23 protein-coding genes and 1 pseudogene are annotated in these 26,109 nt (G+C 72.7%); 21 read left to right on the plus strand and 3 right to left on the minus strand.

Features of this window, described 5'->3' with window-relative positions:
• The first annotated feature begins 26 nt into the window (after positions 1 to 26).
• Positions 27 to 680 (plus strand): RDD family protein, encoded by a 654-nt coding sequence (locus ACIQPQ_RS33620; RefSeq protein ID WP_401311616.1) that lies wholly within the window; start codon positions 27 to 29, stop codon positions 678 to 680.
• Here ACIQPQ_RS33620 and ACIQPQ_RS33625 read toward each other — a convergent pair.
• On the minus strand, positions 613 to 5,430 hold the full coding sequence (locus ACIQPQ_RS33625; protein ID WP_401311619.1) for an FtsK/SpoIIIE domain-containing protein: 4,818 nt from the start codon (positions 5,428 to 5,430) through the stop codon (positions 613 to 615). The genes ACIQPQ_RS33620 and ACIQPQ_RS33625 overlap by 68 nt on opposite strands.
• Before the next feature lie 279 nt (positions 5,431 to 5,709).
• Here ACIQPQ_RS33625 and ACIQPQ_RS33630 point away from each other — a divergent pair, with 279 nt between their 5' ends.
• The 6 genes from ACIQPQ_RS33630 (at position 5,710) to ACIQPQ_RS33655 (ending at position 9,905) form a co-directional block, all read left to right on the plus strand.
• Positions 5,710 to 6,015 (plus strand): WXG100 family type VII secretion target, encoded by a 306-nt coding sequence (locus ACIQPQ_RS33630; protein WP_383776293.1) that lies wholly within the window; start codon positions 5,710 to 5,712, stop codon positions 6,013 to 6,015.
• A 113-nt stretch (positions 6,016 to 6,128) separates the two neighbouring features.
• Positions 6,129 to 6,446 carry a hypothetical protein gene (locus ACIQPQ_RS33635; protein WP_401311623.1) on the plus strand — a complete coding sequence of 106 codons (318 nt, stop codon included), beginning with the start codon at positions 6,129 to 6,131 and terminating at the stop codon, positions 6,444 to 6,446.
• Positions 6,447 to 6,449: 3 nt separating this feature from the next.
• Complete coding sequence (locus ACIQPQ_RS33640; protein ID WP_401311626.1) at positions 6,450 to 7,817, plus strand: hypothetical protein; 1,368 nt, start codon at positions 6,450 to 6,452, stop codon at positions 7,815 to 7,817.
• A gap of 1 nt (position 7,818) precedes the next feature.
• Entirely contained in the window at positions 7,819 to 8,478 is a 660-nt protein-coding gene (locus ACIQPQ_RS33645; protein WP_401311629.1) for a hypothetical protein, read from the plus strand.
• A gap of 13 nt (positions 8,479 to 8,491) precedes the next feature.
• Positions 8,492 to 9,109, plus strand: a complete 618-nt coding sequence (locus tag ACIQPQ_RS33650) for a hypothetical protein (protein ID WP_401311632.1) — start codon at positions 8,492 to 8,494, stop codon at positions 9,107 to 9,109.
• A gap of 271 nt (positions 9,110 to 9,380) precedes the next feature.
• The gene (locus ACIQPQ_RS33655) at positions 9,381 to 9,905 is read left to right on the plus strand and encodes a hypothetical protein (protein WP_401311635.1); all 525 of its coding nucleotides are present in this window, start codon (positions 9,381 to 9,383) and stop codon (positions 9,903 to 9,905) included.
• A 180-nt stretch (positions 9,906 to 10,085) separates the two neighbouring features.
• Here ACIQPQ_RS33655 and ACIQPQ_RS33660 read toward each other — a convergent pair whose 3' ends face one another.
• Complete coding sequence (locus ACIQPQ_RS33660) at positions 10,086 to 10,955, minus strand: hypothetical protein (RefSeq protein WP_401311637.1); 870 nt, start codon at positions 10,953 to 10,955, stop codon at positions 10,086 to 10,088.
• A gap of 158 nt (positions 10,956 to 11,113) precedes the next feature.
• Positions 11,114 to 11,770, minus strand: coding sequence for a hypothetical protein (locus tag ACIQPQ_RS33665; RefSeq protein WP_401311640.1), 657 nt, complete (start codon positions 11,768 to 11,770; stop codon positions 11,114 to 11,116).
• A gap of 772 nt (positions 11,771 to 12,542) precedes the next feature.
• Here ACIQPQ_RS33665 and ACIQPQ_RS33670 point away from each other — a divergent pair.
• From ACIQPQ_RS33670 to ACIQPQ_RS33735, 14 genes and pseudogenes are all read left to right on the plus strand, one after another.
• Positions 12,543 to 13,283, plus strand: a pseudogene (locus tag ACIQPQ_RS33670) (hypothetical protein); the annotation flags it as partial.
• A gap of 217 nt (positions 13,284 to 13,500) precedes the next feature.
• Positions 13,501 to 14,340, plus strand: a complete 840-nt coding sequence (locus tag ACIQPQ_RS33675) for a hypothetical protein (RefSeq protein ID WP_401311642.1) — start codon at positions 13,501 to 13,503, stop codon at positions 14,338 to 14,340.
• Positions 14,337 to 15,644 (plus strand): CpaF family protein, encoded by a 1,308-nt coding sequence (locus tag ACIQPQ_RS33680; protein ID WP_401311645.1) that lies wholly within the window; start codon positions 14,337 to 14,339, stop codon positions 15,642 to 15,644. The genes ACIQPQ_RS33675 and ACIQPQ_RS33680 overlap by 4 nt, the downstream gene beginning before the upstream one ends.
• Before the next feature lie 118 nt (positions 15,645 to 15,762).
• Positions 15,763 to 16,764, plus strand: coding sequence for a type II secretion system F family protein (locus ACIQPQ_RS33685; protein ID WP_401311796.1), 1,002 nt, complete (start codon positions 15,763 to 15,765; stop codon positions 16,762 to 16,764).
• A complete protein-coding gene (locus ACIQPQ_RS33690) occupies positions 16,755 to 17,687 on the plus strand; it encodes a type II secretion system F family protein (protein ID WP_401311648.1) in 933 nt (310 codons plus the stop codon). Before ACIQPQ_RS33685 ends, ACIQPQ_RS33690 begins: the two co-directional genes overlap by 10 nt.
• 193 nt (positions 17,688 to 17,880) lie before the next feature.
• Complete coding sequence (locus tag ACIQPQ_RS33695; RefSeq protein ID WP_383776324.1) at positions 17,881 to 18,132, plus strand: hypothetical protein; 252 nt, start codon at positions 17,881 to 17,883, stop codon at positions 18,130 to 18,132.
• Between the two features lie 109 nt (positions 18,133 to 18,241).
• Complete coding sequence (locus ACIQPQ_RS33700; RefSeq protein ID WP_401311651.1) at positions 18,242 to 18,622, plus strand: TadE family protein; 381 nt, start codon at positions 18,242 to 18,244, stop codon at positions 18,620 to 18,622.
• 2 nt (positions 18,623 to 18,624) lie between these two features.
• The gene (locus ACIQPQ_RS33705; RefSeq protein WP_401311654.1) at positions 18,625 to 19,038 is read left to right on the plus strand and encodes a TadE/TadG family type IV pilus assembly protein; all 414 of its coding nucleotides are present in this window, start codon (positions 18,625 to 18,627) and stop codon (positions 19,036 to 19,038) included.
• The gene (locus tag ACIQPQ_RS33710; protein ID WP_401311657.1) at positions 19,035 to 19,520 is read left to right on the plus strand and encodes a pilus assembly protein TadG-related protein; all 486 of its coding nucleotides are present in this window, start codon (positions 19,035 to 19,037) and stop codon (positions 19,518 to 19,520) included. The genes ACIQPQ_RS33705 and ACIQPQ_RS33710 overlap by 4 nt, the downstream gene beginning before the upstream one ends.
• Positions 19,521 to 19,647: 127 nt before the next feature.
• Positions 19,648 to 22,698: a BTAD domain-containing putative transcriptional regulator gene (locus ACIQPQ_RS33715; RefSeq protein ID WP_401311659.1), complete on the plus strand. Its 3,051-nt coding sequence runs from the start codon at positions 19,648 to 19,650 to the stop codon at positions 22,696 to 22,698.
• Positions 22,695 to 23,654 carry a prepilin peptidase gene (locus ACIQPQ_RS33720; RefSeq protein WP_401311662.1) on the plus strand — a complete coding sequence of 320 codons (960 nt, stop codon included), beginning with the start codon at positions 22,695 to 22,697 and terminating at the stop codon, positions 23,652 to 23,654. The genes ACIQPQ_RS33715 and ACIQPQ_RS33720 overlap by 4 nt, the downstream gene beginning before the upstream one ends.
• A gap of 149 nt (positions 23,655 to 23,803) precedes the next feature.
• Entirely contained in the window at positions 23,804 to 24,241 is a 438-nt protein-coding gene (locus ACIQPQ_RS33725) for a hypothetical protein (protein ID WP_401311664.1), read from the plus strand.
• A gap of 122 nt (positions 24,242 to 24,363) precedes the next feature.
• Positions 24,364 to 25,563, plus strand: a complete 1,200-nt coding sequence (mqnC, locus tag ACIQPQ_RS33730) for a cyclic dehypoxanthinyl futalosine synthase (RefSeq protein WP_383776344.1) — start codon at positions 24,364 to 24,366, stop codon at positions 25,561 to 25,563.
• 17 nt (positions 25,564 to 25,580) lie between these two features.
• Positions 25,581 to 26,093: a hypothetical protein gene (locus ACIQPQ_RS33735; RefSeq protein ID WP_401311667.1), complete on the plus strand. Its 513-nt coding sequence runs from the start codon at positions 25,581 to 25,583 to the stop codon at positions 26,091 to 26,093.
• Positions 26,094 to 26,109 lie beyond the last annotated feature (16 nt).

Raw genomic sequence — 26,109 nt, forward strand, 5'->3', positions numbered from 1 at the left:
ACGGCCCGCGAGGAAGGCAGGCGAACATGGCGCACGTACCGGACCCGTCCGATCCGTCGGGGGCGTGGGGCAGGCCGAACCCGTCGGTCGGGTCGAAGCCGTCGGGCCCGTCGGGTGGGTCGAACTCGTCCGGTCCGTCAGGCCCTTGGGGCTCGTCGGGGCCCTCGGCTCCCTCGGGCCCCTCGGCTCCCGCGCGTCCTTGCCGGGCCGCTCCGCCGAGCCGTACGCACGTCGCCGTCGTCCTCGACGCCGCGCTGACCGCGGGCTGTGGTCTGGCGGCGGCGGTCGCCGTCATCGCGGCCGACCTGCTGGGGCCCGAGCTGCCGTTCTGGCGGACGGCGCTCGGCACGGCCCTCGCCGTCTCCTTCGGCAACCACGTGCTGCTGACCCGGCTGACGGGGGCGAGCCTCGGCAAGCTCGTCACCGGTCTGCGGATGGTGCGCGACACGGACGCCGGCCGCCCCGGCGTCTCCGCCCTCACCCGCCGCTGGCTCTTCGGCTTCTGCTGGTCGGTCCTCTTCGCCCTCCGCGCGGCGGGCGAACACACGCTGGACCGCGAGGACGCCGTGGGCATCCGCACGGTCCGGCGCCCCGCGCCCGTCGCCCCGGCCGCTAGAGCGGCGTCGTCACCGTCACATGCTCTCCCGTGCCCAGGTGCAGCATGCCCTTGCCGGGCGTGACCGGGCCGCCGACCATGCCGCGGGTGGTGCGGATGCCGATCAGCTCCCCGGAGGACGATTCCTGCGGGGAGAGCAGGACACCCCGGCGGGCCTTCTTCGCGTCGACCTGCCAGCCGGAGAAGCCGCCGCAGATCTCGTCCTCGTCCCCGGCCAGCACCAGGGCGAGACCCTCCTCGGTGCCGCGTTCCACGATCCGCTTCAGGACGCCCTCCGCGTCGCAGTCGTCCAGCACCTCGGCGTCGTCCACCAGCACCACGACCGGGTCCTGCGGCGAGGCCGTGCCGATCAGCTCCTCCAGGTCGTCCTCGTCGATGTCCCGGCCCGTGAACACCTTCAACACGCCTGTCGAGCCCTCCAGTTCGCGCAGCGGGGACGGGCGGGGCGCCGCGATCACCGTACGGACGCCCCGCGCGACGTAGGAGCGGGCCATGGTGAGCAGGACGGTGCTCCGGCCCGACTTGGCGGGGCCGCCGATCACGAACGCCGGTACGCCCTGCGCGAGGTCGGGCCCGGACGCGGTGAGTTCGTCGCCGCCGACCCCCACCAGCGCCCACAGCCTGGACGCCGAGACCTGCGGGTCGCGCATCGCCCACGCCTCGTCGAACGAGATCCGGCTCGGCAGCACGTCGACCCGGAACGGCCGCCGGGCGCGCGGGAGTCCGGCGTCCCGCTCGGTCGCCGCGTCACCGATCGCGGCCAGCGCGGCGGCCTGCCCCTGCCCCGTGGTGTCCGCGCTCAACAGCGCGAACTGGGTCTCCGTCGCCGACTCGTTGCGGTAGGCGCGGCCCGGCGGGATCTCCTCCGGGATCTTGCGGGAGTTGATGTCCAGCGCGGAGAAGTCGCCGCGGTCGGCGAGGCGCAGACCGTACTTGTCCTCGGTGAGCGCCGCGATCCGGCCGACCAGCAACTGCCGGTCGCCGGTGATGACGACGTGCAGGCCGACGCTCGCGCCCTCCCGCACCATCGCCATCAACCGGTCCGTGAGATCACCGTGGTCGTACTCGCCCAGCGTGGGCAGCCAGCCCTCCCACCGGTCCAGCATCAGCACGATGTGCGGCAGCCGGTCCGCCCCGGTCGCGGCGGCGGCCCGCTGCTCCCCGATGTCGGCGTACCCGTGGTCGGCGAACAACTCCTGCCGCCGCGTCACTTCACCGTCGAGACGGGTGAAGAGCCGTACGACGCGCTCCAGTTGGTTGCGGCCGACGACCGCGCCGCAGTGCGGCAGCCGGGTCAGCGCGTTGAGGGCGCCGTTGCCGCAGTCGATGCCGTACAGGTGCACGTCGGCGGCGGAGTGGGTGCGGGCCAGCGACCCCGCCAGCGTCCGCAGCAACTGGGAGCGGCCGGTGCGCGGGGCACCGCCCACCATGAGGTGCCCGAACGTCGCGAAGTCGACGGCCACCGTCCGGCGGGCCTGCTCCGACGGCAGGTCCTCCACCCCGTACGGCGCGGCGGGCAGCGCGCCCCGCGCGGCCACGGCCGGGACGTCGTCCAGCAGCAGGGTGGCGTCCAGCGCGGGCAGCCACGGCGAGTGCTGCGCGGGCACGCCCAGCGCCGCGTTCGCCTCCCGCACCGCGTCGACCAGCACCTTCAGGTCGGTGACCGCGTCGTCCTCGCGGGCCTCCGCCCGCGGCTTGGCGAGCGCCGCCCGCCCGAGGTCCGGCCAGGTCAGCGGCCCGGCCCACGGCCGCAGCACCGCCGGGTCCGCGGCCCCCGGCCGACGTCCGCCGACCCGCCCCGACTGGAACGGGATCAGCGAGGCGTGCCCCAGCCGCACGTACGCCCGTCCCGGCGTGCTCTTCGCGATGTGCCCGGCCTCCGGCGCGTCGATGACGTCGGTGGACTCCCCGGCGTCCGTCACCCGCAGCGCGATCCGCAGGTTGGTGTTGGCGCGGATCTCCGGCGACACCACCCCGCTCGGCCGCTGCGTGGCCAGCAGCAGGTGGATGCCGAGCGAGCGGCCCCGCTGCGCGATGTTCACCAGACCGGTCACGAAGTCCGGCAGGTCGCGGACCATCGACGCGAACTCGTCGATGACGATGAGGAGTCGGGGCACCGGCGGGTGCGAGGGATCGCGGCGCACCAGGTCCTGGTAGTCCTCGATGTCCTTGGCGTCGGCGGCGGCCAGGATGTGCTCGCGCCGCTTCAGCTCCGCGCCCAGCGACTCCAGCGCCCGCTCCACGAGATGGGCGTCCAGATCGGTCACCATGCCGACGGTGTGCGGGAGTTGGACACAGTCCTTGAACGCCGAGCCGCCCTTGTAGTCGACCAGGACGAACGTCATGTTCTCCGGGGTGTTGGCCACCGCCAGCGCCGCCACGATCGTCTGCAGCAGCTCCGACTTGCCGGACCCCGTCGTCCCCGCGATCAGCCCGTGCGGCCCGTCCCGCCGCAGGTCGATGCCGAACGGCCCGTCGTACGACTCCCCGATCACCGCCAGGGTGGACTGCCCGCCCAGCCGCCAGCGCGCGGCGATCGCGTCCCGCGTCGGCGGCTCCAGCTCCAGCACGTCCAGCAGGCGGCTCGCCGACGGCAGCGCCGAATCCTCGGTCTCGCCGCTGATGTCCCGCAGCGGCGACAACGCCCGCGCCAGCCGCGCGCACCAGGCCGCCGACACGAAGTCGGGCCGTACGTCCGCCCTGCGCCGTGCCCCGGTCTCCTCGACCCGCAGCCGCAGCACGAGGTCCTTCGCGGCGGTCGCCGGGTCGGCGGCCCGCGCGGTGCGATGCCAGGCGTGGAAGGACGGGAAGCCACCGGGGGGCGGCGCGGGGGCGGTCGGGGCGACGGGGGCGGAGACGGCGGAGGGGGTGGCCGGGGCGGGGGCCGCCGGGAGCGGCGCCCCCGAACCGTCGTCCCCCGCCTCCCGCAACGCCTCGGCGACGACGAACGCCTGGCACTCGCCCGGCAGGAACCGCTCCTCCTCGTCGAGGCAGAGCGCGTACATCGCCACCGCCGGACCCTCCCGCAGCAGCCGTACGACGCCCGGCAGCGACCGCAGCCGCCGGGAGCCGTCCCAGACGACGACGATGTCCGGGTCGGTGAAGGCGGGCTCCTCGGAGCCGCGCCGGTTCTCCTTGAGCGCCTTCTGCCGCGCGTCGAGCACCTGGGTCAGCTCCCCGACCCGGGCGCCGGCGGTCTCGGAGTCGGTCCCGATCAGCAGGTTGACGTCCTGACCGGCGGTCGGCCGGGCGTGCGGCAGCCAGCGCACCCAGTCCCAACGGCCCTGCGCGTCCTGCTCGGTGAGGACGTAGAACTGCACGTCCATCGGGCTGTGCAGCACCGCCGTCTGCGCGACCGCCCACCGCCCGAGCGCCTGCGCCGCGTCCCCGGGCCCCGCGAAGCCGACCACCCCGAGATCACGCAGCGGCAGCGCCACCGGCGCGTCCTCGATCCGCCAGGTCACCTGACGCCGGTGCTCGTCCCGCTCGGGGTCGTCGAGGACCACCTCGGAGCGGACCCGGCCCGTGCCCACCCGCAGCAGCAGATGGTCGGCGTCGGTCCGGCGCCGCTCCCACAGCCGGGTCCGCGGCCCCGTCCCGAAAGCCAGCACGGCACCCGGATCGGGGATCGCCGCCCGCCGGTCGAGCCGCTCGACGCGCAGCGCGTCCGCGGCGTCCTTCCTGATCCGCGCCTTGTGCTCCTCGTACTCCTTCACCTGCTTCGCATGGGACTTGCGGCCCTGCTTCTTGTCCATCAGGTAGTTGCCGAAGAGCATCAGCGGACTCATCACCGCCATGATCAGGTAGTACCAGCGGTGGAAGATCATGACGGAGACAACGGCCGCGACCAGCGGCATCAGCGCCATCAGCCAGGGCAGCGGCCGGGGTTCGTACTCCGGCGGCTCCTTCGGCAGCCGGAACCGTGTCCGCCGCTCGGCGGGCCGCAGCCGGGGCGGCCGGTTGTAGTCGAGCCCCGCCCCGTCCTCGGACCACTTCAGCGCGGCGTCGGGCGGAGCGTAACGGACGATCTCCAACAGGGTGTTCCCGAGCGCCAGTTGGGAGCCGAGCGGCCAGTCACCCCCGTCGAAGGGCACGCCGTCGAGCCGGGGTCCGGGGCGGGAGGGCCTGGTGTCGCGGCCGAGATCGTAGGGATCGTCGTGGTCGTCGTGGTCGTGATGATCGTCAGAGGGAACCGCCGCGCTCCCCGCACCCCCAACTTTCTCCTTCTTCCTCTTTCCCTTCTTGGTCCTCTTCCCGGGCGAGGCGGCGGACACCCCCGAACCACTGCCGCCGCCACTGCTGTCACCGGTGGCGTGGAGGGCGACGGTGCAGGTGCCGTCGATGGAGAGGGAGAGGGTGGCGGCACGGGCGGGCAACTCCGGGTCCTCGACGCGGAGATGAGCGGCGGGGCCGGAGCCGAGGTCGTACCGCCCGACACCGAGCCGGTGCAGCGCACCCGCGGCCGGTCCACCCGCCACCCGCAGTTCGACGATGCCGGTGGGCTCCCCGAGAAGGCACCCGGCCGGGTCACGCAGACTCACCAGGGCGCCCTCACGCAGAGGGGAGTTGATGAGGGTGGCGGCGGGATCGAGGGCGTACCCGTCGACGTAGGCGGGCGGGTCCGCGTCCCCGGCCCGGGGGCCGCCGATGGGAATGACGCGGGCGCCGACGGCGGCGCCTCCGGCGGCGGCGAGGCCGACGTGGCGGGCCAACTCGCGGGTGATGTCACCGACCGTGGACTCGGGTTCGGCGTCGAGCACCACGTCGGCGCTGGTGCCGCCGACCGGGTCGACGACGGTCAGACTCAGCCGCACGTCACGTCCTCCTCGCTGGCTCCGCACAGCCCGCGCCGCACCGGCCGCAGGCGCCCCCGGAACGCCGAACACAGTGGAAGTGACCTTAACCGCCGCCCTGTTCACCGGCCCAACGGGATGTGCGGTGGTTCACGATTCCCGCCCACGACGCCCCCAGGGCCGCACCGGCCCCGCCCGTAGACTCCTTGCTCGGGCGGACGCCCGCCGCGTGCGCGGCGACCGCTCCACGGAGCCCCGGGGGACGGCCCCGCGGCGACCACAACGGGAGGGAGAGCCGTCATGGCCTCGGGCAAGGACACAGACCTCACCTACGCCGAGATGGAGAAGACCGCCAACGACCTCATCACCGACATGGGGAACCTGGAGGACCAGATCGCGGCGGTCGAGAAGCGGGTGAAGAAGCTGGTCGCCGACGGCTTCACCACCCAGAAGGCGTCCGGCGCCTACGAGGACTCCATGCGCGACTTCACCAAGGGCGCCACCAAGACCGTCCAGGGCCTCCACGGCCTCGCCGACTTCCTCAAGAAGGCCAAGAAGGCGTACGAGGACCTGGACGACCAGCTGGCCAAGAGCGCCAGGGGCTGAGTCGCTTCCACCCGAGGTGGCCCGGCAGGACGGCGATGAACTCCTGGTCCTGCCGGGCCTGCCCACGGGTGCCGTCGGATGCGTGCGGCGGACGGACACGATGGGGTGGTGCCATGGGCGACGACGGTGATCACACGCGGCTCGATCTAGACGCGATCAAGAGCATGGCGAATGGACTCGGCAGCATCAAGAAGGCGTTCGACGACATCGGCAAGCTCGAAAGATACGCAGCGGACCTGGGTGACGGTGATCTCGCCGACAAACTCTCGGACTTCGCCGACAACTGGGAAATCAGCAGGGAGAAGCTGACCGGGGAAGTGGACGCTCTCGCCAAACTGGCCAGGGCGGCCGCCCAGGCGTACGAGGAGATCGATCACCAGTTGGCCGAGGCGATCAGGGGAGCCCAAGCCCCGAAGAGCAAGGGGAACTAGGGCATGAGCGGACGCCCTCGGGACTGGCATCCGGTCGCGGACTCCGACCCGGTGCCCGGCGATCCCGACCAAGTGGCGAAACTCGGCCGGACGCTGCGCAAAACGGCTGACGAGCTCGAACGGCAGATCCGTAACCTCAAGGCGGTTGCTGAGGTGGACGCCTGGGACAACAAGTCCGGCAAGGAGTTCCGGTCCCGGGCCAAGGGCAATGTGAAGAAGCTCGAGGCCGCCTTCAAACGCTACGACGCCGCTGCCGAAGCTCTTGGCACCTCGGTGACGGAGGTCGGTGGCGGATATCAGGACCACCTGCACGCCGACTATTCGAACTACGCGTCCGACCTGAACCGGGCCCAGGCGATGGCGGACGCCGCGCGCAAGGAAGCCCGCGACGCGGACGAGCGCAGAGGTGCCGCACAGAAGAGCCTGGACGGTCTCGCCGACGACAAGTCCGGCACAGGGAGTCCGGACCAGGAGAACAGGAAGAAAGCCGAGGCGCGACGGGACGCCGCGTCCGAAGGCATCGATGCCGCTCGCCAGAAGATCGATGAGGCGAGGAGAGTGCGCAACGAGGCCGCGAAGCGGGCGCGGGACTCGATCGATGCGATCGTCAATCATGACTCGCTGAAGGACGGCTTCTGGGACACGCTGGTCAGAACGGTCACGAAGGCGACCGAGACCATCGCCAAGTGGGCCGGAATCCTCTCCCTGGTCGTCGGCTGGATTCCTGTGATCGGGCAGGCGCTGGCCGGTGTCCTCGGAGCCATTGCGATGATCGCGACGCTGATCAACATCGCGGCTACTCTTGTTGCCGTGCTTCAGGGGAATGAAGAGTGGGGAGCGCTAGGAAAGGCGGCGATCGGTCTTCTCATGATCGGGGTCGGCAAGGCTTTCTCACTCGTTGCCGGACGCTTCGTCAAAGTCGCCCTGCCCCGTCTGGGTCGCGCGGGATCGGCCAGGACATCGAATCAAATGGGGCGCGCGGCAAAGAAGCTCAACAAGATCTCCTCGACCAAGTACAAGCTGACCATGGACGACGCTGTGAGGTCACTCAGGGAGCCTTTTACGGAACCCTTTTCCAAAGCGGCGTGGGCCAATAATCTGAAGGTTCTGAAGCCGGGTTCAGGGAGTTACGGGAAATCGGCGGACACCCTCAAGGCGGTCGGCAGCGGAAGTCGTCTCATGGGTATCGGCAAGTCCTTCTCGGCCGCTGACCCGGCCGTCGCCGCTGAGCTGAAGGCGGTGAAGCACGCCGCGCAAGGAATCGACCTCGCCGCTGCCAACCGAATCTCCAAGAAGGCGACGGCGCTGTCGTTGACCGGAGTCGGCATCACCGGCTCCGGCTACTTGATCGACCACCTGATGGGAGACTGAGATGACCGAGCCGAATGACGCGCACGTCGCCGTCGACTACAAGTGTCGATTCGAGTTCCAGGCGGGGTGGGTGGACCTCACGCTTGCCGAGGCCACGCGATCCGCGGCCGTGGCCCTCGCCACGGAGTGGGCCAACTCTCTCAACCCCCTCCACCTGGACATCGAGAAGAAGCAGATCATCAACAGCATGGTCGATCGGGCCCTCAGACTGAGTGAGGACGAGCCAGTGATGGCTGCGGCCTACTACTCCGAGAACGGTATCGGTCTCGCCGAATTCAGACTCGACTCGTACGGAGAGGAGGACGTGGCCCGCCCCACGCCCGCGGAGGTGCAGCCGCAGTTGCTGGGGTGGTCTTTCGCCGAGGTCGCAGGCGAGCCGGACACTGAGTACCTCGATCTCGTGGCAGGCCCCGCGGTGCGGGTGCGGGCCGTGATCAAGACCAGGCGCCTTCTCGGGCTGGGACGGCGTCTCCATCAGTCCGTGAAGTACGCGGTGTTCCCGCCAGGCTTCCACACTCTCGCCGTCGTCACCGTGACATGGCAAGCGATGGACCAGACAGATTTCCTCACCCAGCTCGTCGACGAACTGTTGGAGAGTCTACGTATTGTCCTGGTCGACGCTGACGGCAACGAGATCAGCCCGTCGACCTCTCAGAAGTGAGCGCTCCGTCGAGATGAAGACCTCCGACGATTTCGAAGAACCTCCCGAGGACTATCACGTCATCGTTCCCGCGGGCTGGTTCCAGCTCGCGCTCGATCCCGAAGTCCGTGACCGCAGCATCATCGCCTTGGCAGATCGCCAGTTCCGCGGCATCGACAATGCCTCGCAGTTGAGGAAGGAGTTCATGCGGGAACTGCAGAGGGCGGCGAAGAAGGCATACACGGCCGGTGGTACGGAGCTCTACATCTCCATGCTGGCCGTCGGGCCGATCCCGTTGGCGTCCTCGCTGCTGATCAGTGTTCCTCCGGCCGACGAGTGGCCGGACTTCTCCGACGTCGATGAACTGGCGGAGTTCCTGGCGGACCGCCCTGGCCCGCTCGACACCGCCGCCGAACTGGGCGTCGTCGAGCTGGCCGCAGCGGGACGAGCGGTACGCCGCCGCACCAAGGAAGCCGCGGACCCGGAGACCCAGATGGGCAACACGCTGAACACAACGCTGCTCACCTACCACGTGCCGATTCCCGCGACGAAGCGGTGGCTGACCTTGACCTTCTCCACGCCCCTGGAACCCTTGGCGGACCAACTGGTCGAGCTGTTCGACACCGTCGCCGGAACGCTGCACTGGGAATAGGCGTGGCAGGAACCGCGTCTACGAGTGACCAGCGACCTACCGCCGCCGAAGAAGCTCTTTCGAGTGGTTCCTGAGCGGCCGCCGTAGGCGGAGCAGGCCCTCTCGTGGTCGGCGACCGGCACCCGTTGAGCCCAGACACAGGCCTGTTCCGCTCCCTGCGTGGCTTCCCGTGCTCCGCATCATCTCCGGGGTACCCGAGGACCGACCGATCTCCGTCGTCCGGAATCGGTAGTTTCGGCCAATGTGGTCGATCGATCGGTGGGAGTCCGGGATGAGACCAGCGGAGGACGACGGGATCGGGGCGCAGGCAGGGCAGGCGTGCCGGTTCGACTTCCCGGCCGGGTGGGTACGGCGGCCCCCGGCGGAGGGCGCCGCGGACGGGACGGTCCTCCGGGCTACGTACTACGGGCAGGACCGCGTGCCTCTGCTCGAACTCCGGGTCGATCACCGGCCGGACGCGGAGGAGTCCGTCGAGAGCGTGTCATCGGCGGCCACATCGACCGCGGCCCTGGTCCTGGCTTTGGCGCAGGGCCGGCGCGGTGTCCGCGTGGCCAACGAGCCCGAGGTCACCCGCCTCGACCTCCCCGCCGGACCTGCGGTACGCGTGCGGGCCCTCCTCAGCGTTCGGCGGTTCCTCGGGCTGGGCCGACGGCTCTCGCAGTCCGTGCAGTTCGCCGTGTTCCCGCCGGGGAGCGAGGGGTTCGTGGTGGTCGCGTTCACGTGGGACGCGATCGGACGTTCCCATGAACTGGCACGGCTGGCCGATGAGTTGATGGTGACGTTCCGGACGGCGTGACAACGACGCCCGTCACGCCTCCGGGTCCCGCAGCGACAGGCTCCGTGCGGGCGCCGTACAACGGCATGTGGAACAACGTGCGCGGGTCGAGACGGACTCGACGGCCAACATGACTCGCGCCAGTGGCCGTTGGAGGGCATGGCATCGGCACTCCGTCAGGTGAGCGCGCCGGAGCGTCCGTCATCGGTTGACGGACTGGATCTCCTGGACGGTGACGGCCTGTTCCTGGCCGAAGGTGCCTTCGGGCAGGGTGCCGCCCTGGCCGTCGGAGCTGGTCCAGGTGATCTCCCAGGTCACCGTGGCGCGGAGGCCGAACGTGCCGGTGCCGCTGGAACGCAGGTAGGTGACGCCGCACGGGGGAGTGGCGTCGGCCTTGCCGCGCGCGTACGGCTCGCCGACGGAGCCGTCGGCGCTGAGCGTGCATTCACCCGAGGCGGGCAGCAGTTCGGCGTCCGGGGTGCCGGGCTCCAGCCGTACGGAGACGGGCTTCGCCTTCGTCGTCGCGGACAGGTTCCAGCCGCCCACCGCCAGGGTGGCGGTCACGGACACCTCGCGGAAGTCGGACTTGTCCAGCCAAGCCCAGGTGGGCAGGTTGACCTTGGCGGCGCCGGCCGGGGCCAGGCTGATCCCGGTGTCCGGCACCTTGATCTCGTTGTAGGCGAGCTTCGCCAGGGTCTCGGCGTCGATGGCGTTCCGGACGGGTGGGGTCTCGCCGTTCTCTACCCAGAAGTCGGCCTGTTCGCAGGCCTTGTAGCCGTCGTCCTCGATCCGGTCCCAGTCGTACACCGTGCCCCAGAACATGCCCTCACCGGACTTGTCCTTGTTGAAGTCCTTGTACGGGTGGCCCTCGACGAAGCGGGACTTGTCCGCCGCGTACGCCTCGGCCGCTCCGCTGAAGTGGCCGACGTCCCAGCGTTTCTGAAACTCCTTCTCGTACTCCTCGGGCGTCCAGCCGGGTTCGTACCAGCAGACGGGCGGGGCGTAGCTGCCGACGGGCACGGGGGTGCCCGTGGAGCCGCCTGCACCGTTCTTCGAGGTGTCGAAGGTCACCCGGGAGCTGAGTGTCCGCCCTTTCGCACCGCCGCCCGCGCCGGATTCGTCGCCGCGGTGCCCGCCGAAGCCCGTCCCGGCGTGAGCGGGGCCGGTGCCTGTCCACAGGGCTGCCCCGGCACACAGGAGCGCCGTCGGCCCGGCGAGCCTCCGTGCGGCTACGGGACGCACTGAGCGCTCCCGCCCTTGGACGCGACCTCGGTCGTCACCCATACGCCCTTCGCGTTCCGTTCCAGGCGGCTCAGGAAGTACACGTACGAGTCGTCGGACGGGGCGTCGCGGTCGACCTTGCCCGTCTTGCGGTACTTGTTGAACGCCTTCGTCTCGTCGGCGCACAGCGCCACCGCTGCGGACGTGTCACCGGACAGGGTCACGGAGGGTGCGTAGTAGCGGGTGGTTCCGGTGACTGTTGCGTCGTTGTCGATGAACGTCTGCACCCACTTCACTGAGCCGACCAGCGCCTTGCCCTCGAAGTAGTACGTAAGTCCGGGCGAGTTGACGTCCCCATCGCTGATCGCCCGGTTCACCGCCGTCATCGACCGCCCGGCGTCCGCGAGGACGGCGTCCTTCGCCGGGTCGCCGGTCTTCCAGCCCTCGAAGGTCTCCTTCACGTCGTTCGGCAGCGTCAGGTCAGGCCGCCCCGCCCCGCCTGCCGGGGTGCTCGGCGTCGCCGAGGCCGACAGCGTGCCGTTCCCCTTGTCCGCCCCCGCGATCTCATCCTTCACCCCCGCCTCCCCACCCCCGCCGCAGGCGGTCAGCAGGAGGGTGGTGGTTGCGGCGAGCGCGACAGCAACGGGCAAAGTGCGGCGCTTCACAGTGGGCTCCCCGTGGGACGGAGTGGGCGTCAGGTCGTCAGACGCTATCGGTGGGGTCGTCGGTTTCGCCAGGCGGGCAGGGCTGTTCAGGCGGGTGTTCGTGAGGACTTGGGGGTGTACCGGTGAGGGGTTGGCGGTGTGTCAGGGCGGTCGTGGTGGAGAGGGGGCCGATCTCCGGGGTGGGGGCCCGCGGTTGGTCTGGTCGTCGGCCTGTTCGCTGGAGCTACCGGCCGTGGAGGGGGATGCGGGGGGTTCCGGACGTGAGTGAATCGTGCAGGGTTGGTGGGTGATCGGTGGTGTCAGGGGGTGATCGGGTCCGGAACGTCCGTCCCGCCCGGCTGATTCGGCCTCGGTTCGCATCCGCACATCCACCCGCCACGACGTCGTTCCCGCGCTCAACTGTGTTTCAGCTGAGCATCAACTGTGGTGCACAGTGCATTGGTTGCTATCCGATATTCCTTGGCGCCCGCTGCCCGCGTGTCAGAAGTCGCCTTGAGGGGCCTATGCGGTGCTGATAGCGTGCGAGCGCCTGACACGCACCCGGGTGCCGGTCGGCCGGCCCGCACGAGCACCGGCGTTCAGCGTCGTTCCGGCCGCGTGTGCGAGCGCCGCGTCCGGGTCCGCATGTGGCGTCATGCCGTGTCGTGCGCAGCGCCGCACGCGGCGTACGGGGTGGGGCACCCATTTCTCGGGTGCAACTCGGGTGTACGCGAGTGCACTTGGGAGTGCCTGGCTGTACTTGGATTGACTTGGCTGTACGGGGAGCTGTTGCGTGAAGATCCAGGAGCGTACGGGGGCGGGCGCGGGTCGGTCCGCTGCTCCGGCTCGACCGGCCGTGGGGGAACGGCTTCCCGCTCCGCCGCGGGAGCGCAAGCCCGCGCTGGCGGCCCTCGCGGTGCTGCTGATCCTGGTGGGCGCGCTCGGCGCCACGATGCTCGTCCTGCGCGCCGGTGACCGGATCGAGGTCGTCCGGGTGACGAAGGAGATCCAGGCGGGCGAGTCCGTGAACCGGGGCAACACGGCCTCCGTCATGGTCGCCGCCGACGACAGCGTCGACTACGTCCCCTGGGCGCAGTTGGACGCCCTGGGCAAGCTGACCGCGCGGACCACGATCTACGCCGGGACCGTCGTCGTGGGCCAGATGTTCGCCGAGGGGCAGCGCCTCCCCGAGGGGAAGGCCTCGGTCGGACTCGCCCTCAAGGAGGGGCAGTACCCCGCCGACATCAAGTCCGGTGACACCGTGGCCGTCTACGACGTCGGCGGCACCGCCGGCGCACGGTCCGGGTCGGGCAGCGGCTCCTCGGACACCGCGACCTCGGGCCCGTCCGGCTCCGCCCGCTCCGGCAACGCCCTCGTCGTCGCCGACGCGCAGGTCAGCGCCGTACGCGGCAAGGGCGACGCGACCGTCAGCACCGGCAACCTCAGCCTGACCCTCCTCGTGGGCCGGGACGACGCCGCCGCCGTCGCCCGCGCCGCCTCCGCCGGGACCGCCGCCGTCGTGATCGTCCCCGGCGCCAAGTCCGCGTCGGGAGCGGGGGGCGACGGCGACGGCAAGGGTGACCGCGAGGGTGACGGCGACGGCGGGTCCGCGACCGGCTCCGGGGCGGACGCCGACCCGGGCGCCGGTTCCGACACGGGCGGCGGTACCGACTCGGGCGCCGACACCGGCTCCGGCGCGAGCACTGGCTCCGGCTCCGGCTCCGGCGAGTAGAGAGCGACGGCTCACCCCCATGGCGCTCATCGCAATCGCCGCCGACAAGGGTTCCCCCGGCGTCACCACCGCGGCCGTCGCCCTCGCGGCGGTCTGGCCGCGGCGCGTGCTGCTCGCGGAGACCGACCCGGCGGGCGGCGACCTCGTCTACCGCAGTGCCGCCGCGCACGGCGGGCCCCTCAACCCCAACACCGGCATGCTGTCCATAGCGGCCACCGCCCGCCGCGGCCTGGTGCCCGACCAACTCTGGGACCACGTACAGCCGTTGAACGGCGGGCTCGACGTCCTCGTCGGGCTCGGTACGGCCGAGCAGGCCACCGGGCTGACCGGGCTGTGGCCGACCCTCGGGCACGCCTTCGCCGCGCTCGGCGACTCTCCGGGGCAGCCCGCCGACGTCATCGCCGACTGCGGAAGGATCAGCGGCGACTCCCCGGCCGTCGACCTGTTCCCGCACGCCGCGCTCGTCCTGCTGCTGGCCCGCACCGAACCCGAGGCGATCGCCCGCGTCCGTGACCGCGCCGCCGCCCTGTCCGTACGGCTGCACGGCGGCCCGCGCGGCGCCGCGAGCCTCGCCACCCCGCTGATCGGCGTCGTCCTGGTCACCGACACCGGCACCGCGGGCACGATGTCCGGTCAGGTCAACGACATGCTCGTGCACGCCCAGACCGGCGCCCGCGTGCTCGGCACGCTCGCCCACGACCCGGCGGGCGCCGAGCAGTTGGCGGGCCGCAGGCGGGGCCGCCTCGACAAGTCGCTGCTGATCCGCTCCGCCCGCAAGGTCACCGCGGACCTCCACCAGCAGTACGGCGCCGCCTGGAGCGGTCCCGCCCGGCAGGGGCACGCGGGGGCCGGCCGGTGACCGCCGTCGACCACGCGCTGGTCAAGCGGTTCCGGCAGGTCGCCGGTGACCGGATCGCCGAACAGCGCCGCCTCGACCAGGCGTCGGGCGTCGCGCCCATGTCCACCGAGGACGAACGGCAGTTCGCGCGTGCCGTCATCGCGCAGATCCTGGAGGAGTACGCCCGCACCGAGATCGCCGCGGGCCGCACACCGCCGGACGCGGCGACGGAGGAGCAGTACGCGGCGGCCGTGCACGCCGCGCTCTTCGGCGTCGGCCGCCTCCAGCCGCTGCTGGACGACCCCGAGGTCGAGAACATCGACATCAACGGCTGCGACCAGGTCTTCGTCGGATACGCCGACGGCCGCGAGGTCCGGGGTGAGCCGGTCGCCGAGACGGACGAGGAACTCGTCGAGCTGATCCAGGTGCTGGGCGCCTACTCGGGCCTGTCCTCCCGGCCCTTCGACTCCGCGAACCCGCAGCTCGACCTGCGGCTCCCGGACGGCTCGCGCCTGTCGGCCGTCATGGACGTGACCCGCCGCCCGGCGCTCTCCATCCGACGGGCCCGTATGGGCAAGGTGTTCCTCTCCGACCTCGTCGGCAACGGCACCCTCACCCCGGAGGTCGCACACTTCCTGGCCTGCGCGGTCCGGGCCCGCAAGAACATCATGATCGCGGGCGCCACCAACGCGGGCAAGACGACCCTGCTGCGGGCCCTCGCCAGCGAGATCGCCCCGCACGAACGGCTCATCACCGTCGAACGGGCCCTTGAAATCGGCCTGGACACCTTCACCGAACTCCACCCCAACGTCGTGGCGTTCGAGGAACGGCTGCCCAACTCCGAGGGCCACGGCGCGATCACGATGGCCGAACTGGTGCGCCGTTCCCTCCGGATGAACCCCTCGCGCGTCATCGTCGGCGAGGTCCTCGGCGACGAGATCGTCACCATGCTCAACGCGATGTCGCAGGGCAACGACGGCTCGCTGTCCACGATCCACGCCAACAGCTCCAGCGAGGTCTTCAACCGCGTCTCCACCTACGCCCTCCAGGCGGCGGAGCGGCTGCCCATCGAGGCCAGCCAGATGCTGATCGCGGGCGCGGTCAACTTCGTGGTGTTCGTCCAGCGCCGCAACGACGTCCACTCCGGCGGACGCCTCCAGCGGCAGGTGACCTCGGTCCGCGAGGTCAACGGCGTCGACGGCCGCGTCCTGTCCAGCGAGGTGTTCACCGCCGCCTCCGACGGCCGGATCGTCCCGCACGCGCCGATCGCCTGCCTGGAGGACCTGATCGCCCACGGCTACCGGCCGGCCGGGACCTGGGGATGACACCGTGATCACCTACACGAACTTCCCTGCGACGGCGGCCGGTTCCCTCGGCGCCGGGCCGTTCTCCACCCCCGCCCTCTCCGGCCCCGCCCCGTCCGGCTCCGTGCTCTCCGGTCCCGTGCTTGCCAGCCCCGTGCTCTCCGGCCCTGTGCTCTCCGCCCTCGCCTGCGGTGTCGCCGTCGGCGGCGGGATCGCGCTGCTGGTCGCCGCCCTCCGCGGGCTGCCCGCCAAGCCGGACCACGAACGCCGCCGCGCGGCCGAGCGGGCCGCCGCCCTGGCCCGGTTCGCCGGTCGCCGCGGCTCGTTCGCCGCGCTCGCCGGTCTGGCCGTCCTGCTGCTGACCCGCTGGACGGTCGCCGGACTGGCCACCGCCGTCCTCGTCTTCTTCTGGGACCGTCTCTTCGGCGGCGCCGCCGAGGAACGCGCCGCCATGAAGCGGGTGGAGGCGCTCGCGTCGTGGACCGAGTCGCTGCGCGACACCATCGCGGGCGCCGTCGGCCTGGAGCAGGCCATCCCGGCCTCCGCGCGCGCCGCCGCCCCCGTGCTCCGCCCCCATCTGGACGCCCTCGTCGACCGGTTGCGGGCCCGTACCCCGCTGCCCGACGCGCTCCAGGTCCTCGCCGACGAGATCGACGACGCGTCCGCCGACATCATCGTCGCCGCCCTCATCCTCAACGCCCGCCTCCGCGGCCCCGGTCTGCGGCAGGTCCTCGGCGCGCTCGCCAAATCGGCGCGCGAGGAGGTCGACATGCGGCAGCGCGTGATGGCCCAACGCGCCGCCACCCGCCGCTCGGTACAGATCGTGGTCGCGGTGTCGATCGCGTTCGTCCTCGGACTGTCCGTGTTCAACCGGGAGTTCGTCGAGCCGTACGGCACTGCGGTCGGCCAGCTCGTCCTCGCCTGCGTGTGCGGACTGTTCGGACTCGGCTTCTGGTGGCTGCGCAAGCTGTCCACCATCGAGACCCCCGAACGGTTCCTGGTCCGGGACACGTCGTCGGTCCGCCTCGTCCGCCCCCGTACGGCGGCCCCCACACAGCCACCCCTCCCCAGCCACCCGACCCACCCCCACCCCGGCGCCGCCCCGGCGCGCCCGGCACCCGACGAAGGGGTATGTCCGTGAGCCTCACGATGCCGGTCGTCGTCGGCGTGATCCTCGGGCTCGGCGTCTACGTCCTGGTCCGCGCCCTCCTGCCGACCCGCCGCAGCGCGGTCGCCCAGGTCGCCCGCATCGACGCGCTGCGGGCGCGCGGAACGGCGTACGAGGCACCCCGGCGGCCCGCCGCGGAGAGCGGTGGGCGGCTGGGCGCGCTGCGCGCCGAGGTCGGCCGCCGGGTCGCCGACCTCTACCGGCAACAGGGCTGGGAGCAGCACTCGTTGCGCGCCGACCTCAACGTCCTGGAGCGCGGCTGGGACGGCTTCCTCGCCACCAAGACACTGCTCGCCGCCGCCGGACTGCTCTTCGGGCCGCTGCTGTTCGCGGTGGTCCGCACGCTGGGCTTCGGCAGCGGTGCCGTCGTGCCGGTCTGGCTCGCCCTGCTCTGCGCGGCGCTGTTCTTCTTCCTGCCCGACCTGGAGGTACGGCGGGACGCGGCGGCCAAACGGCGCGACCTGCGGCGGGTGATCGGCGCCTACCTCGACCTGGTGTCGATGAGCCTGGCGGGCGGCCGGGGCCTGCCCGAGGCGCTGATGTCGGCGGCGGAGATCTCCGACGGCTGGGCCAACCAGCGCATCCGCAGCGCCCTCGCCGACGCCCGGATCACCGGCGTCAGCCAGTGGCAGGCGCTCGGCGCGCTCGGCGAGGAACTGGGCGTGGAGGAGCTGAAGGACCTGTCGGCGTCGCTGGCGCTGGTCGCGGACGACGGCGCCAAGGTCAGGGAGTCCCTGGCCTCCCGCGCCGAGACGATGCGGCACCGGGAACTCGCCGACATCGAGGGCAGCGCGGGGGAGAAGTCCCAGTCGATGCTCGTCGCCCAACTCCTGCTCTGCGCGGGGTTCCTGGTGTTCCTGATCTTCCCGGCGGCGATGCGGGTGTTCCAGGTGTGAACGCGTCCCGCACGGCCCCGGGCGCCCACCCCGGACGCGGCCCCCTCAGCAGACCTGCCGCTCCGGCACCCGACCACCGGTACCGGGCCACCGGCCCCCGACCACCGGCACTGGCACCGGGCCACCGGTCCCTGCGCTCCACCGCCGCCCGCCGCCCGCTGACCGCTCGATCCTCTCGAAAGGACAACTCGCCATGAACGGACGGACCTTCCGCACCGGCATTCCGGCCGTGGACTTCCTCGTCACCTTCCTCCGGGGCCGGGTCGAGCGCGCCCGCTCCGGTGAACTCGACCGGGGTGCCTCGGCGGTGGAGTGGGTGATCATCTCCGCCGTCGTGGTGGCGATCGTCGGCGTCGTGGCCGCCATCATCAACCAGGCGCTGAGCGACGGCGCGGAGAAGGTCGGCGACTGCATCGAGGGCGCCGGCGCGAGCAAGACCTGCTGAACGGACGTACGCGACGACGGGGTGACGTGACGGCATGAGTACGGGGACGAGAGCGGGAGCGAGAAGGCGGGTGCGGCGCCGTACGGCCGTCGCGCGCGGTGACTCCGGCATGAGCGCGATCGAGTTCGTCTTCCTCACCCCCGTCCTCTTCTTCATGATCTTCGCGACGGTGCAGTTCGCGCTCTACTTCTTCGCGGACCACGTCGCCCAGGCGGCGGCCCAGGCCGGGGCCCGCAAGGCACGGGCCATGGCCCACGAGAACCCCGGCGGCTGGCGGGGCGCCGCGGGCGAGGTCGTGGACTCGTACATCGCCCAGCTGGGGCCGCAGTTGGTGCTGGCCCCGGACGTACGGCCGGTCCAGCCCGAGCCGGACACGGTCGGCGTGGAGATCACGGCACGGGTGCCGACGGTCTTCCCCGGTCTGGACCTCACCGTGCACGCGCGGTCGGTCGGCCCGGTCGAGCGGTTCGTCGAGGACGGGGTGAACTGACCATGCCCGCGCAGCTCCTGGCGCGCGCCGACCGCGGCATCTCCACCGTCGAGGTGGTGATCCTCGCCCCCGTGATGATCCTCTTCGTCCTCGTGCTCGTCGCCTTCGGCCAACTGGTCGACGGACGAGGCGCCTTGGACGGCGCGGCGCGGGACGCGGCCCGTGCCGGATCGATCCAGAAGGACCCGGCGACCGCCCTCGCGGAGGCCCACAGGGCGGCCCGCGCGAACCTCCAGGACGTCTGCTCCGGGCCGGTGTCGGTCACGCAGACCAGCCCCGGATTCGCACCCGACACCCTCTTCACGGTTGAGGTGAGCTGCGAGGTGCGCGGCCTGGCCATGCTGGGCCTCGACATCCCCACCACCCTGACGTCCCGCTTCAGTTCACCCCTGGACCCCTTCCGGAGAGCGGCATGAGCGCGCACGTACGCACCTGGCGCGCCGCCCCCGGCAACGGCGCCCCCGGCAACGGCGTCCGGGGCACGGGCGACCGGGGCTCCGGCGCGGGTGCCGTCATCGTCTTCGCCCTGGTCTTCCTCTCCCTCTCCGCCTTCGTCATCGACGGCGGCCTCGCCATCTCCCAGCGCGAACGCGCCGCCGACATCGCCGAACAGGCCGCCCGCTACGCCGCCCAGGACATCGACCGCGAAGCCCTCTACGAGAACGAGGGCGGCGACGCCCCCATCAACGCGGGCACCTGCGACGCCCGAGTCCGCGCCTTCGCCCGCGAGATGGACCTTTCCGCCTCCGACACCGCCGCCACCCACTGCGTCACCGCCACCGCCGACCAGGTCGAGGTGGAGGTCCGGCTCACCTACGAACCCGTCCTCACCGGTCTGTTCTTCGGCGGCGACGTCGTCGTCCGGGGCCGGGCCGTCGCGGAGAACCTGGTGGGGTGACCGCGACAGGGAGGACCGGCGTCACCACTCCTCCCTGAAATCCCTCCCGTCACCCGATCAGCCACCATTGCCCGATCAGCCACCGTCACCCACTCCACCCACTCCACCCACGACCCAGGAACCCGCCATGGCGCGACGCAACACCACAAGCCCTTCGGGCAGTTCGCCGGGACCGAGGAACCGCACCCCGCAGCCGGTGCGGGTGCGGCGGCGGTCGGCCGGGGACGTCGTCAAGGCGTTCCTCGCCCTCGTGGCGCTCCTCGCGTTGGTCGTCGGGGTGCCCGGCGCGCTCGCCGTGTCCGTGGGCTGGCCGCTGCCGCACGAGGCGCCGAGCGCCGACTGGCTCCAGGACGAGATCACGGTCTCGACGTTCGTCGACCTCCTGACCGTCGTGGTCTGGCTCGCGTGGGCGCAGTTCGCCGCCTGTGTGCTCGTCGAGGCGCGGGCCGCGCTCTCCGGTGTGGGCGTGCCGGGCCGGGTGCCGGGAGCGGGGCCGAGTCAGCTGCTCGCCCGGCAGCTCGTGGCCGCCGTGCTGCTGGTCGGCGCGACCGCGGCGAGCTTCACTCCGGGCCTCTCGCAGCTCGGCCAGGGACCGGACGGCCCCTCGCGGGAGAGTGTGGCCGCCGCCCAGCGGGTTCCGGGCGGGCTGCTGACCCAGCAACGCGAGCAGGCCGCCGCCGGCACCGCCGCGGCCGTCGCCGAGCAGGCGTCGCACGCCGCCGCGCGCGCCGAGGCCGCCGCCCGCCCGTACGGCGACACGAAGTTCTACCGCATCCAGCCGCCGGAGGGCCGCCACCACGACTCCCTCTGGGAGATCGCCGCGCGCCACCTCGGCGACGGCCGCCGGTACAAGGAGATCCACGCCCTCAACAAGGACCGGGTCCAGCCGGACGGCTCCCGCCTCTCCGAGGCCAGCCTCATCCGCCCCGGCTGGATCATGGAGATGCCCGGCGACGCCCGCGGCGGCGACCTCGTCGAGCTGCCCGAGGACCGGGCCCAGGTCTCCCCGGAGGTCCGCGAACAGATCCACGACTACGCCCGCACCGGCACCGACCACACCGAGCACGCTCCCGGCGCAGGCGCAGGGACAGGAGCGGCCGCGCCCGGCAGAGGTACCGCCGACGGCACCACCCCCGCCCTCCCCGGCCAGCGCCCCGCCGAGCCCCCGACCCCCTCCACCGAAGCCCCGTCCACCGAGGCCCCGTCCACCGAAGCCCCCTCCACAACGGCCCCCTCCGCGGACGCCCCTTCCCCGCACGCCCCCCTCCCCGGCCTCCCCGAGTCTCTGCTCGCCGCGCCCTTCCTCGCCGCCGGTCTCCTCGCCGCCCTCGGTCGCCGTCGCCGGCAACTGCTGTGGCAGTCGGCGCTGGGCGCGGTCGGCGGGCGGCGCGGCCTGGAGCCGCCCACGCCGACCGGTGACGCCCTGGACGTCCAGGACGCGCTGCTGGTCGGCGCCGACCCCGAGGGCGTACGCCTGCTGGACCGGTCGCTGCGCGGCCTCGCCGGGTCGCTCGCCGCCGAGTCGCGCGGGCTGCCCGTCGTCCACGCGGCCTGGCTCACCGCCGGTGACCTGCACCTCCAGCTCGCGCAGCCGTCCGGCAGGCCGCCGACGCCGTGGCGGCAGGGCCAGGACCAGACGTTCTGGGTCCTCGCCCGCACCGACGCCGAAGGGTACGGCGACACCGACACCGACTCCGACTCCGATGTCGCCGCCCCGTACCCCGGCCTGGTCTCCCTCGGCACCATGGACGACTCCCGGCTGCTGCTCAACCTGGAGGCGCTGCCCGGCATCGTCTCGGTGAGCGGGCGGCAGGCCGACCGGGCCGCCCTGTTCGCCTCCGTCGCCGCCGAACTCGCCACCAGCGGCTGGTCGGACCGGATGACGCTCACCCTGGTCGGCTTCGGCGAGGACCTCACCCCGCTCGCCCCGAACCGCATCCGCCACCTCGACGGCACCGGGGCGCTCATCGAGACGATGGACGCCGAGACCCGGCAGCGCCGGAGCGCGCTCGGCGCCGCCGGACACGACTCCGTCCTCACCGGCCGCACCGGGCCCGCCCAGCACACCCGTTGGGCCCCGCACCTGGTCCTCCTCGCCGCCGAACCGTCCGCCGAGGACGCCGTACGCCTCGCCGAACTCGCTTCCGACGCCAGCAGGTTGGGCATCGGCTACCTCGTCGGCACCGGCAGCGGCGAACTCCCGGGCGCTGCCTGGGAGATGGAGGTCACCGCCGAGGGCAGGCTGCTCGCCCCGCTGCTCGGACTGGAGTTGACGGCCCAGATCCTGCCCGTCGCCCACCAGCGCGCCGTGGTCGAGCTGTTCGTCACGGCCGACCCCGGCGACGGCCCCGGAGGCGGCCCCGACGGACCCACCACCCCGCCCTTCCTCGTCGACGTCAGCGAGCAGGGACGGCCCGCCGTCTACGCCCGCCTCGTCGGCGCGTACGAGGTGATCGGCCCCGACGCCCCCGACGGCGACCGCGGCCCGCTGCTGCACGAGGCGCTGGCCCTGCTCCTGCTGCACCGCGAGGGCGTCCACCCGCGCGTCCTCACCTCCGCGCTCTGGCCGCGCGGCGTCACCGACGACGTCCGCGACGCCCTCCTGGCCCGGCTGCGGGCCTGGCTCGGCACCGACCCGGACGGCACGCCCCGGCTGGCGGCGGACGCGGCCGGGCGGCTCGTCCTCGCCCGGTCGGTCGTCTCCGACCTGGACGTCCTGCGCTCGCTCTACCACGAGGCCACCCAGGGCAGGGGCGTCGAGAGCCGGGCGGTCCGCGGGCGGCTCCTCACCGACGCGCTGGTGCTGGTGCGCGGGCCGCTGCTGGCCGACCGCCCCGCGGGCCGCTACCGCTGGCTCACCCACGAGATCGTCGACGCCCGACTCCCGCTGCTGGTCGCGGACATCGGGCTCGCGCTGGCCGCGTTCCACCTGGAGAAGGGCCGCGCCGAGCAGGCCGTGGAGGCGCTGAACGCGGCCCTGCGCACCGCCCCCGACGACGAGCGGCTCACCCACGAGCTGCTGCGTGCCGTCCACGGCACCGGCGACACCGACCGGCTCACCGCCCTCGCCGCCGACCTCGTCGCCCGGAGCGGCGCGCGCGGGGTGCCGCCGCGCACCGAGGCCCTGCTCGACGAACTCCTCCCGACCTGGCGGGACGGCACGGCGGCGGCCTCATGACCTCGCTCACCGCCCCCGACCTGCTGCTCCTCGCCCTGGCGGCGGCCTGGGGCGCGGCCACCGGCGCCCTCCTGCCGAGGGCCGCGTACCGCTTCTCGGTCCCGCTCGACGACCCGCAGGACCCGTCCACGGAAGACCCCGCTACGGAAGTCCCTGCTACGGAAGTCCCCGCTACGAGGGACCCCGCCACGGAGGACACGCCCTCGGAGGCCCCGGCACCGGCGGACCGCGCCACCGACGAGGCACCCGCAGGCGAGGCACCCGCAGGCGAGGCCCCCACCGACGAGCCACCCGCCCCCCTTCCCCCCTGGCGCCACACCTGCCCCTCCGGCCACCCCTTCCCCACCCCCACCGGCCCCCGCTCCTGGACCGGCCCCGCCCGCTGCCCCTCGTGCCCCGCCACCGTGCCCCCGTACGGTCCCCGCGCCTGGCCGCTCGCCACGGTGACCGCGCTGCTCTGCGCCCTGGCGGCGTCGGCCACGGGCGTCCGCCCCGAACTGGCCGTGTGGCTGCTGCTCACGCCGGTCGGGGTGCTGCTCGCCGCGGTGGACCTGCGGGTGAAGCGGCTGCCCGACCCGCTGACCCTGCCCCTCGCGGCCACCGCCCTCGCCCTCCTGGGCGTGGCCGCGCTGCTCCCCGAGCACGCCGGGCACTGGACGACGGCGCTGCTCGGCACGCTCGCGCTGGGCACCGGCTACCTCGTCCTGCACCTGATCAGCCCCGGCGGCATGGGCTTCGGCGACGTCAAGCTCGCCCTCGGCGCGGGCGCCGTCCTCGGCTGGTACGGCTGGCCCACGCTCATGCTCGGCACCCTCGCCGGGTTCGTCCTCGGCGCCCTGTACGGCGTCGCCCTCCTCGCCACCGGCCGCGCGGACCGCCGGACGGCGATCCCGTACGGCCCGTTCCTGATCGCGGGCGCGTACCTGGGGGTGCTGGTGGGCGCGTACACGGCCTGAGCCGGAACGCCCCGCCCCCGTCCCGCGCGTGGACCGCCGAGCGCCCGCCCGGAACGGCGGAACCGCTGGACGCCCGCCCCTCCCGCCTGATGACATGGCGACGACGGTCACGAGGGTGACCGGCGCGACAGGGAACGAGGCGGGGGACCATGCACGACGACCCGAGCGAGGACGAGATCCTGGCCGCCGGGCTGGCCGCCCTGGCGGGCTCCGTCGGCGGCGGCCGGGGCGGGCTGACCGGCCGGGTCGCGCGCCGGATGAAGAAGAACGTCCACGAGACGGACGTCCCCCTGCCGCTGCCGTACGAGCGGGCCGTCGGGTACGTCACCGCCTTCCTCGCGGGCCACGGCCGTCCGCTGGAGGCCACCCTGAGCGCCGCCGACGCCACCTCTGTGACGCTGCGCATGGTCACCGGCGGCGGGGCGGGCGGCCTCAACCCCGTCGTCGTGACCGCCGTGGTCACCGCGGCCGGTGACGCCGCCGTCACGGTCCGGCTCCGCGCGGCGGCCAAGGAGGGCCTGATCAAGCAGCGGGCGGGGGAGAAGACGGCCGTACGGCTGGCGGCGGAGCTGGCCGCAGGGGCGTGACCCCGCGCCCTCGGAGCCGCCCCGCGCGCCCTGGGGCGACCGCTGCCTGACGTGATCCGCCGGGAGCCCCTGGCGTAGGCTGGCACGGTCCGTCCACAACCCTTGACGAAAGGGACGCTCCGGTGACCGAGAAGGCCGACCTCCAGTCCGTGCTGGACCGTGCCGCCGAGGGCGGGCGGATCACCCCCGAGGAGGCGCTCGACCTCTACCGGGACGCGCCGCTGCACGCGCTGGGCTCCGCCGCCGACGCCGTGCGCCGCAGGCTGTACGCCGGGACCGAGCACATCGCGACGTACATCATCGAGCGGAACATCAACTACACCAACGTCTGCGTCACGGCCTGCCGCTTCTGCGCGTTCTACGCGGCCCCCAAGGACAAGGACAAGGGCTGGACCCGCGACCTCGACGACATCCTGCGCCGCTGCGCGGAGACCGTCGAACTCGGCGGCACGCAGATCATGTTCCAGGGCGGCCACCACCCGGACTACGGCGTCGAGTACTACGAGCACCACTTCTCCGCGATCAAGAAGGCGTTCCCGCAGCTCGTCATCCACAGCCTGGGGGCGAGCGAGGTCGAGCACATGGCGCGGATCTCCAAGGTGTCGGTGGAGGAGGCGATCCAGCGCATCCACACCGCCGGTCTCGACTCCTTCGCGGGCGCGGGCGCCGAACTGCTCCCGGCCCGCCCGCGCAAGGCGATCGCCCCGCTCAAGGAGTCCGGCGAACGCTGGCTGGAGATCATGGAGGCCGCCCACAACCTGGGCGTGGAGTCCACCTCCACGATGCTGATGGGCACGGGCGAGACCAACGCCGAACGCATCGAGCACCTGCGGATGATCCGTGACGTCCAGGACCGCACGGGCGGCTTCCGGGCGTTCATCCCGTACACGTACCAGCCCGAGAACAACCACCTCAAGGGCCGCACGCAGGCGACGCTCTTCGAGTACCTGCGGATGATCGCCATCGCCCGCCTGTTCCTCGACAACGTCCGCCACATCCAGGGATCCTGGCTCACCACGGGCAAGGAGGTCGGCCAACTCTCCCTGCACTACGGCGCGGACGACCTCGGCTCGATCATGCTGGAGGAGAACGTCGTCTCCTCGGCCGGGGCCAAGCACCGCTCCAACCGCCTGGAGATCATCGACCTGATCCGCAAGGCGGGCCGCGTCCCGGCGCAGCGCGCGACGACGTACGAGCACCTCGTCGTCCACGACGACCCGGCGAACGACCCGGTCGACGAGCGCGTCGCCTCGCACATCTCGTCCGTCGCGATCGAGGGCGGCACCGCCCACCCCGAGCTGAAGCTGCTCACCTCCAACTAGTCCCGGCCCGGCCCCACTTGCTGACGATCCACCGCCCGCTCGCCGACGACTCGGTCTCCGTCCTGGTCGACGGCGACCGGATCGTCGCCCTCGGCCCCTACGCCGGCCTCGACGCGGCGCACGGCGACCGCGCCCGCCTGCGCGAGTGGGCGGGCACCCTCGCCGCCGGACGCCACGAGCCGGACGCCGTACGGCAGTTGGAGACCCTCTACTGGCCCGACCCGCGCGAGGCCGCCGAGTTCGGCACCGAGCCGCTGCCCGCCGCGTCGGTCCCGATGACGGACACCCGCTGGGGGGCCAGCGCCCGGCGCGGGCTCCAGCGGATGCTGGGCCGCGGCGTGACCGCCGTCGCGGGCCCCTTCACCCGCCCGCCCGTCCGCACCGCCGTCCACCGCTCCGGCCTCTCCGTCACCTCCACCGCCCCCGCGCCCCCGGCCCCGGGCGCCCGCGCCGACTTCACCGTCCTCGCGGCGGACGGCACCAGCCTGGTCACGGTGGTCGGCGGACGGCTGCTGCACCGGCGGGCCTGAGACGCCCGCTCGTCGG

Origin of the sequence: Streptomyces sp. NPDC091281, assembly GCF_044757425.1 — a bacterium.
Lineage (GTDB): Bacteria > Actinomycetota > Actinomycetes > Streptomycetales > Streptomycetaceae > Streptomyces.

Bases quoted from the DNA above. Each gene is read 5' to 3' on its own strand.
- ACIQPQ_RS33620 (WP_401311616.1), top strand. From the start codon at position 27: ATGGCGCACGTACCGGACCCGTCCGATCCGTCGGGGGCGTGGGGCAGG.
- ACIQPQ_RS33630 (WP_383776293.1), top strand. From the start codon at position 5,710: ATGGCCTCGGGCAAGGACACAGACCTCACCTACGCCGAGATGGAGAAG.
- ACIQPQ_RS33635 (WP_401311623.1), top strand. From the start codon at position 6,129: ATGGGCGACGACGGTGATCACACGCGGCTCGATCTAGACGCGATCAAG.
- ACIQPQ_RS33640 (WP_401311626.1), top strand. From the start codon at position 6,450: ATGAGCGGACGCCCTCGGGACTGGCATCCGGTCGCGGACTCCGACCCG.
- ACIQPQ_RS33645 (WP_401311629.1), top strand. From the start codon at position 7,819: ATGACCGAGCCGAATGACGCGCACGTCGCCGTCGACTACAAGTGTCGA.
- ACIQPQ_RS33650 (WP_401311632.1), top strand. From the start codon at position 8,492: ATGAAGACCTCCGACGATTTCGAAGAACCTCCCGAGGACTATCACGTC.
- ACIQPQ_RS33655 (WP_401311635.1), top strand. From the start codon at position 9,381: ATGAGACCAGCGGAGGACGACGGGATCGGGGCGCAGGCAGGGCAGGCG.
- ACIQPQ_RS33675 (WP_401311642.1), top strand. From the start codon at position 13,501: ATGGCGCTCATCGCAATCGCCGCCGACAAGGGTTCCCCCGGCGTCACC.
- ACIQPQ_RS33690 (WP_401311648.1), top strand. From the start codon at position 16,755: ATGTCCGTGAGCCTCACGATGCCGGTCGTCGTCGGCGTGATCCTCGGG.
- ACIQPQ_RS33695 (WP_383776324.1), top strand. From the start codon at position 17,881: ATGAACGGACGGACCTTCCGCACCGGCATTCCGGCCGTGGACTTCCTC.
- ACIQPQ_RS33700 (WP_401311651.1), top strand. From the start codon at position 18,242: ATGAGCGCGATCGAGTTCGTCTTCCTCACCCCCGTCCTCTTCTTCATG.
- ACIQPQ_RS33705 (WP_401311654.1), top strand. From the start codon at position 18,625: ATGCCCGCGCAGCTCCTGGCGCGCGCCGACCGCGGCATCTCCACCGTC.
- ACIQPQ_RS33710 (WP_401311657.1), top strand. From the start codon at position 19,035: ATGAGCGCGCACGTACGCACCTGGCGCGCCGCCCCCGGCAACGGCGCC.
- ACIQPQ_RS33715 (WP_401311659.1), top strand. From the start codon at position 19,648: ATGGCGCGACGCAACACCACAAGCCCTTCGGGCAGTTCGCCGGGACCG.
- ACIQPQ_RS33720 (WP_401311662.1), top strand. From the start codon at position 22,695: ATGACCTCGCTCACCGCCCCCGACCTGCTGCTCCTCGCCCTGGCGGCG.
- ACIQPQ_RS33725 (WP_401311664.1), top strand. From the start codon at position 23,804: ATGCACGACGACCCGAGCGAGGACGAGATCCTGGCCGCCGGGCTGGCC.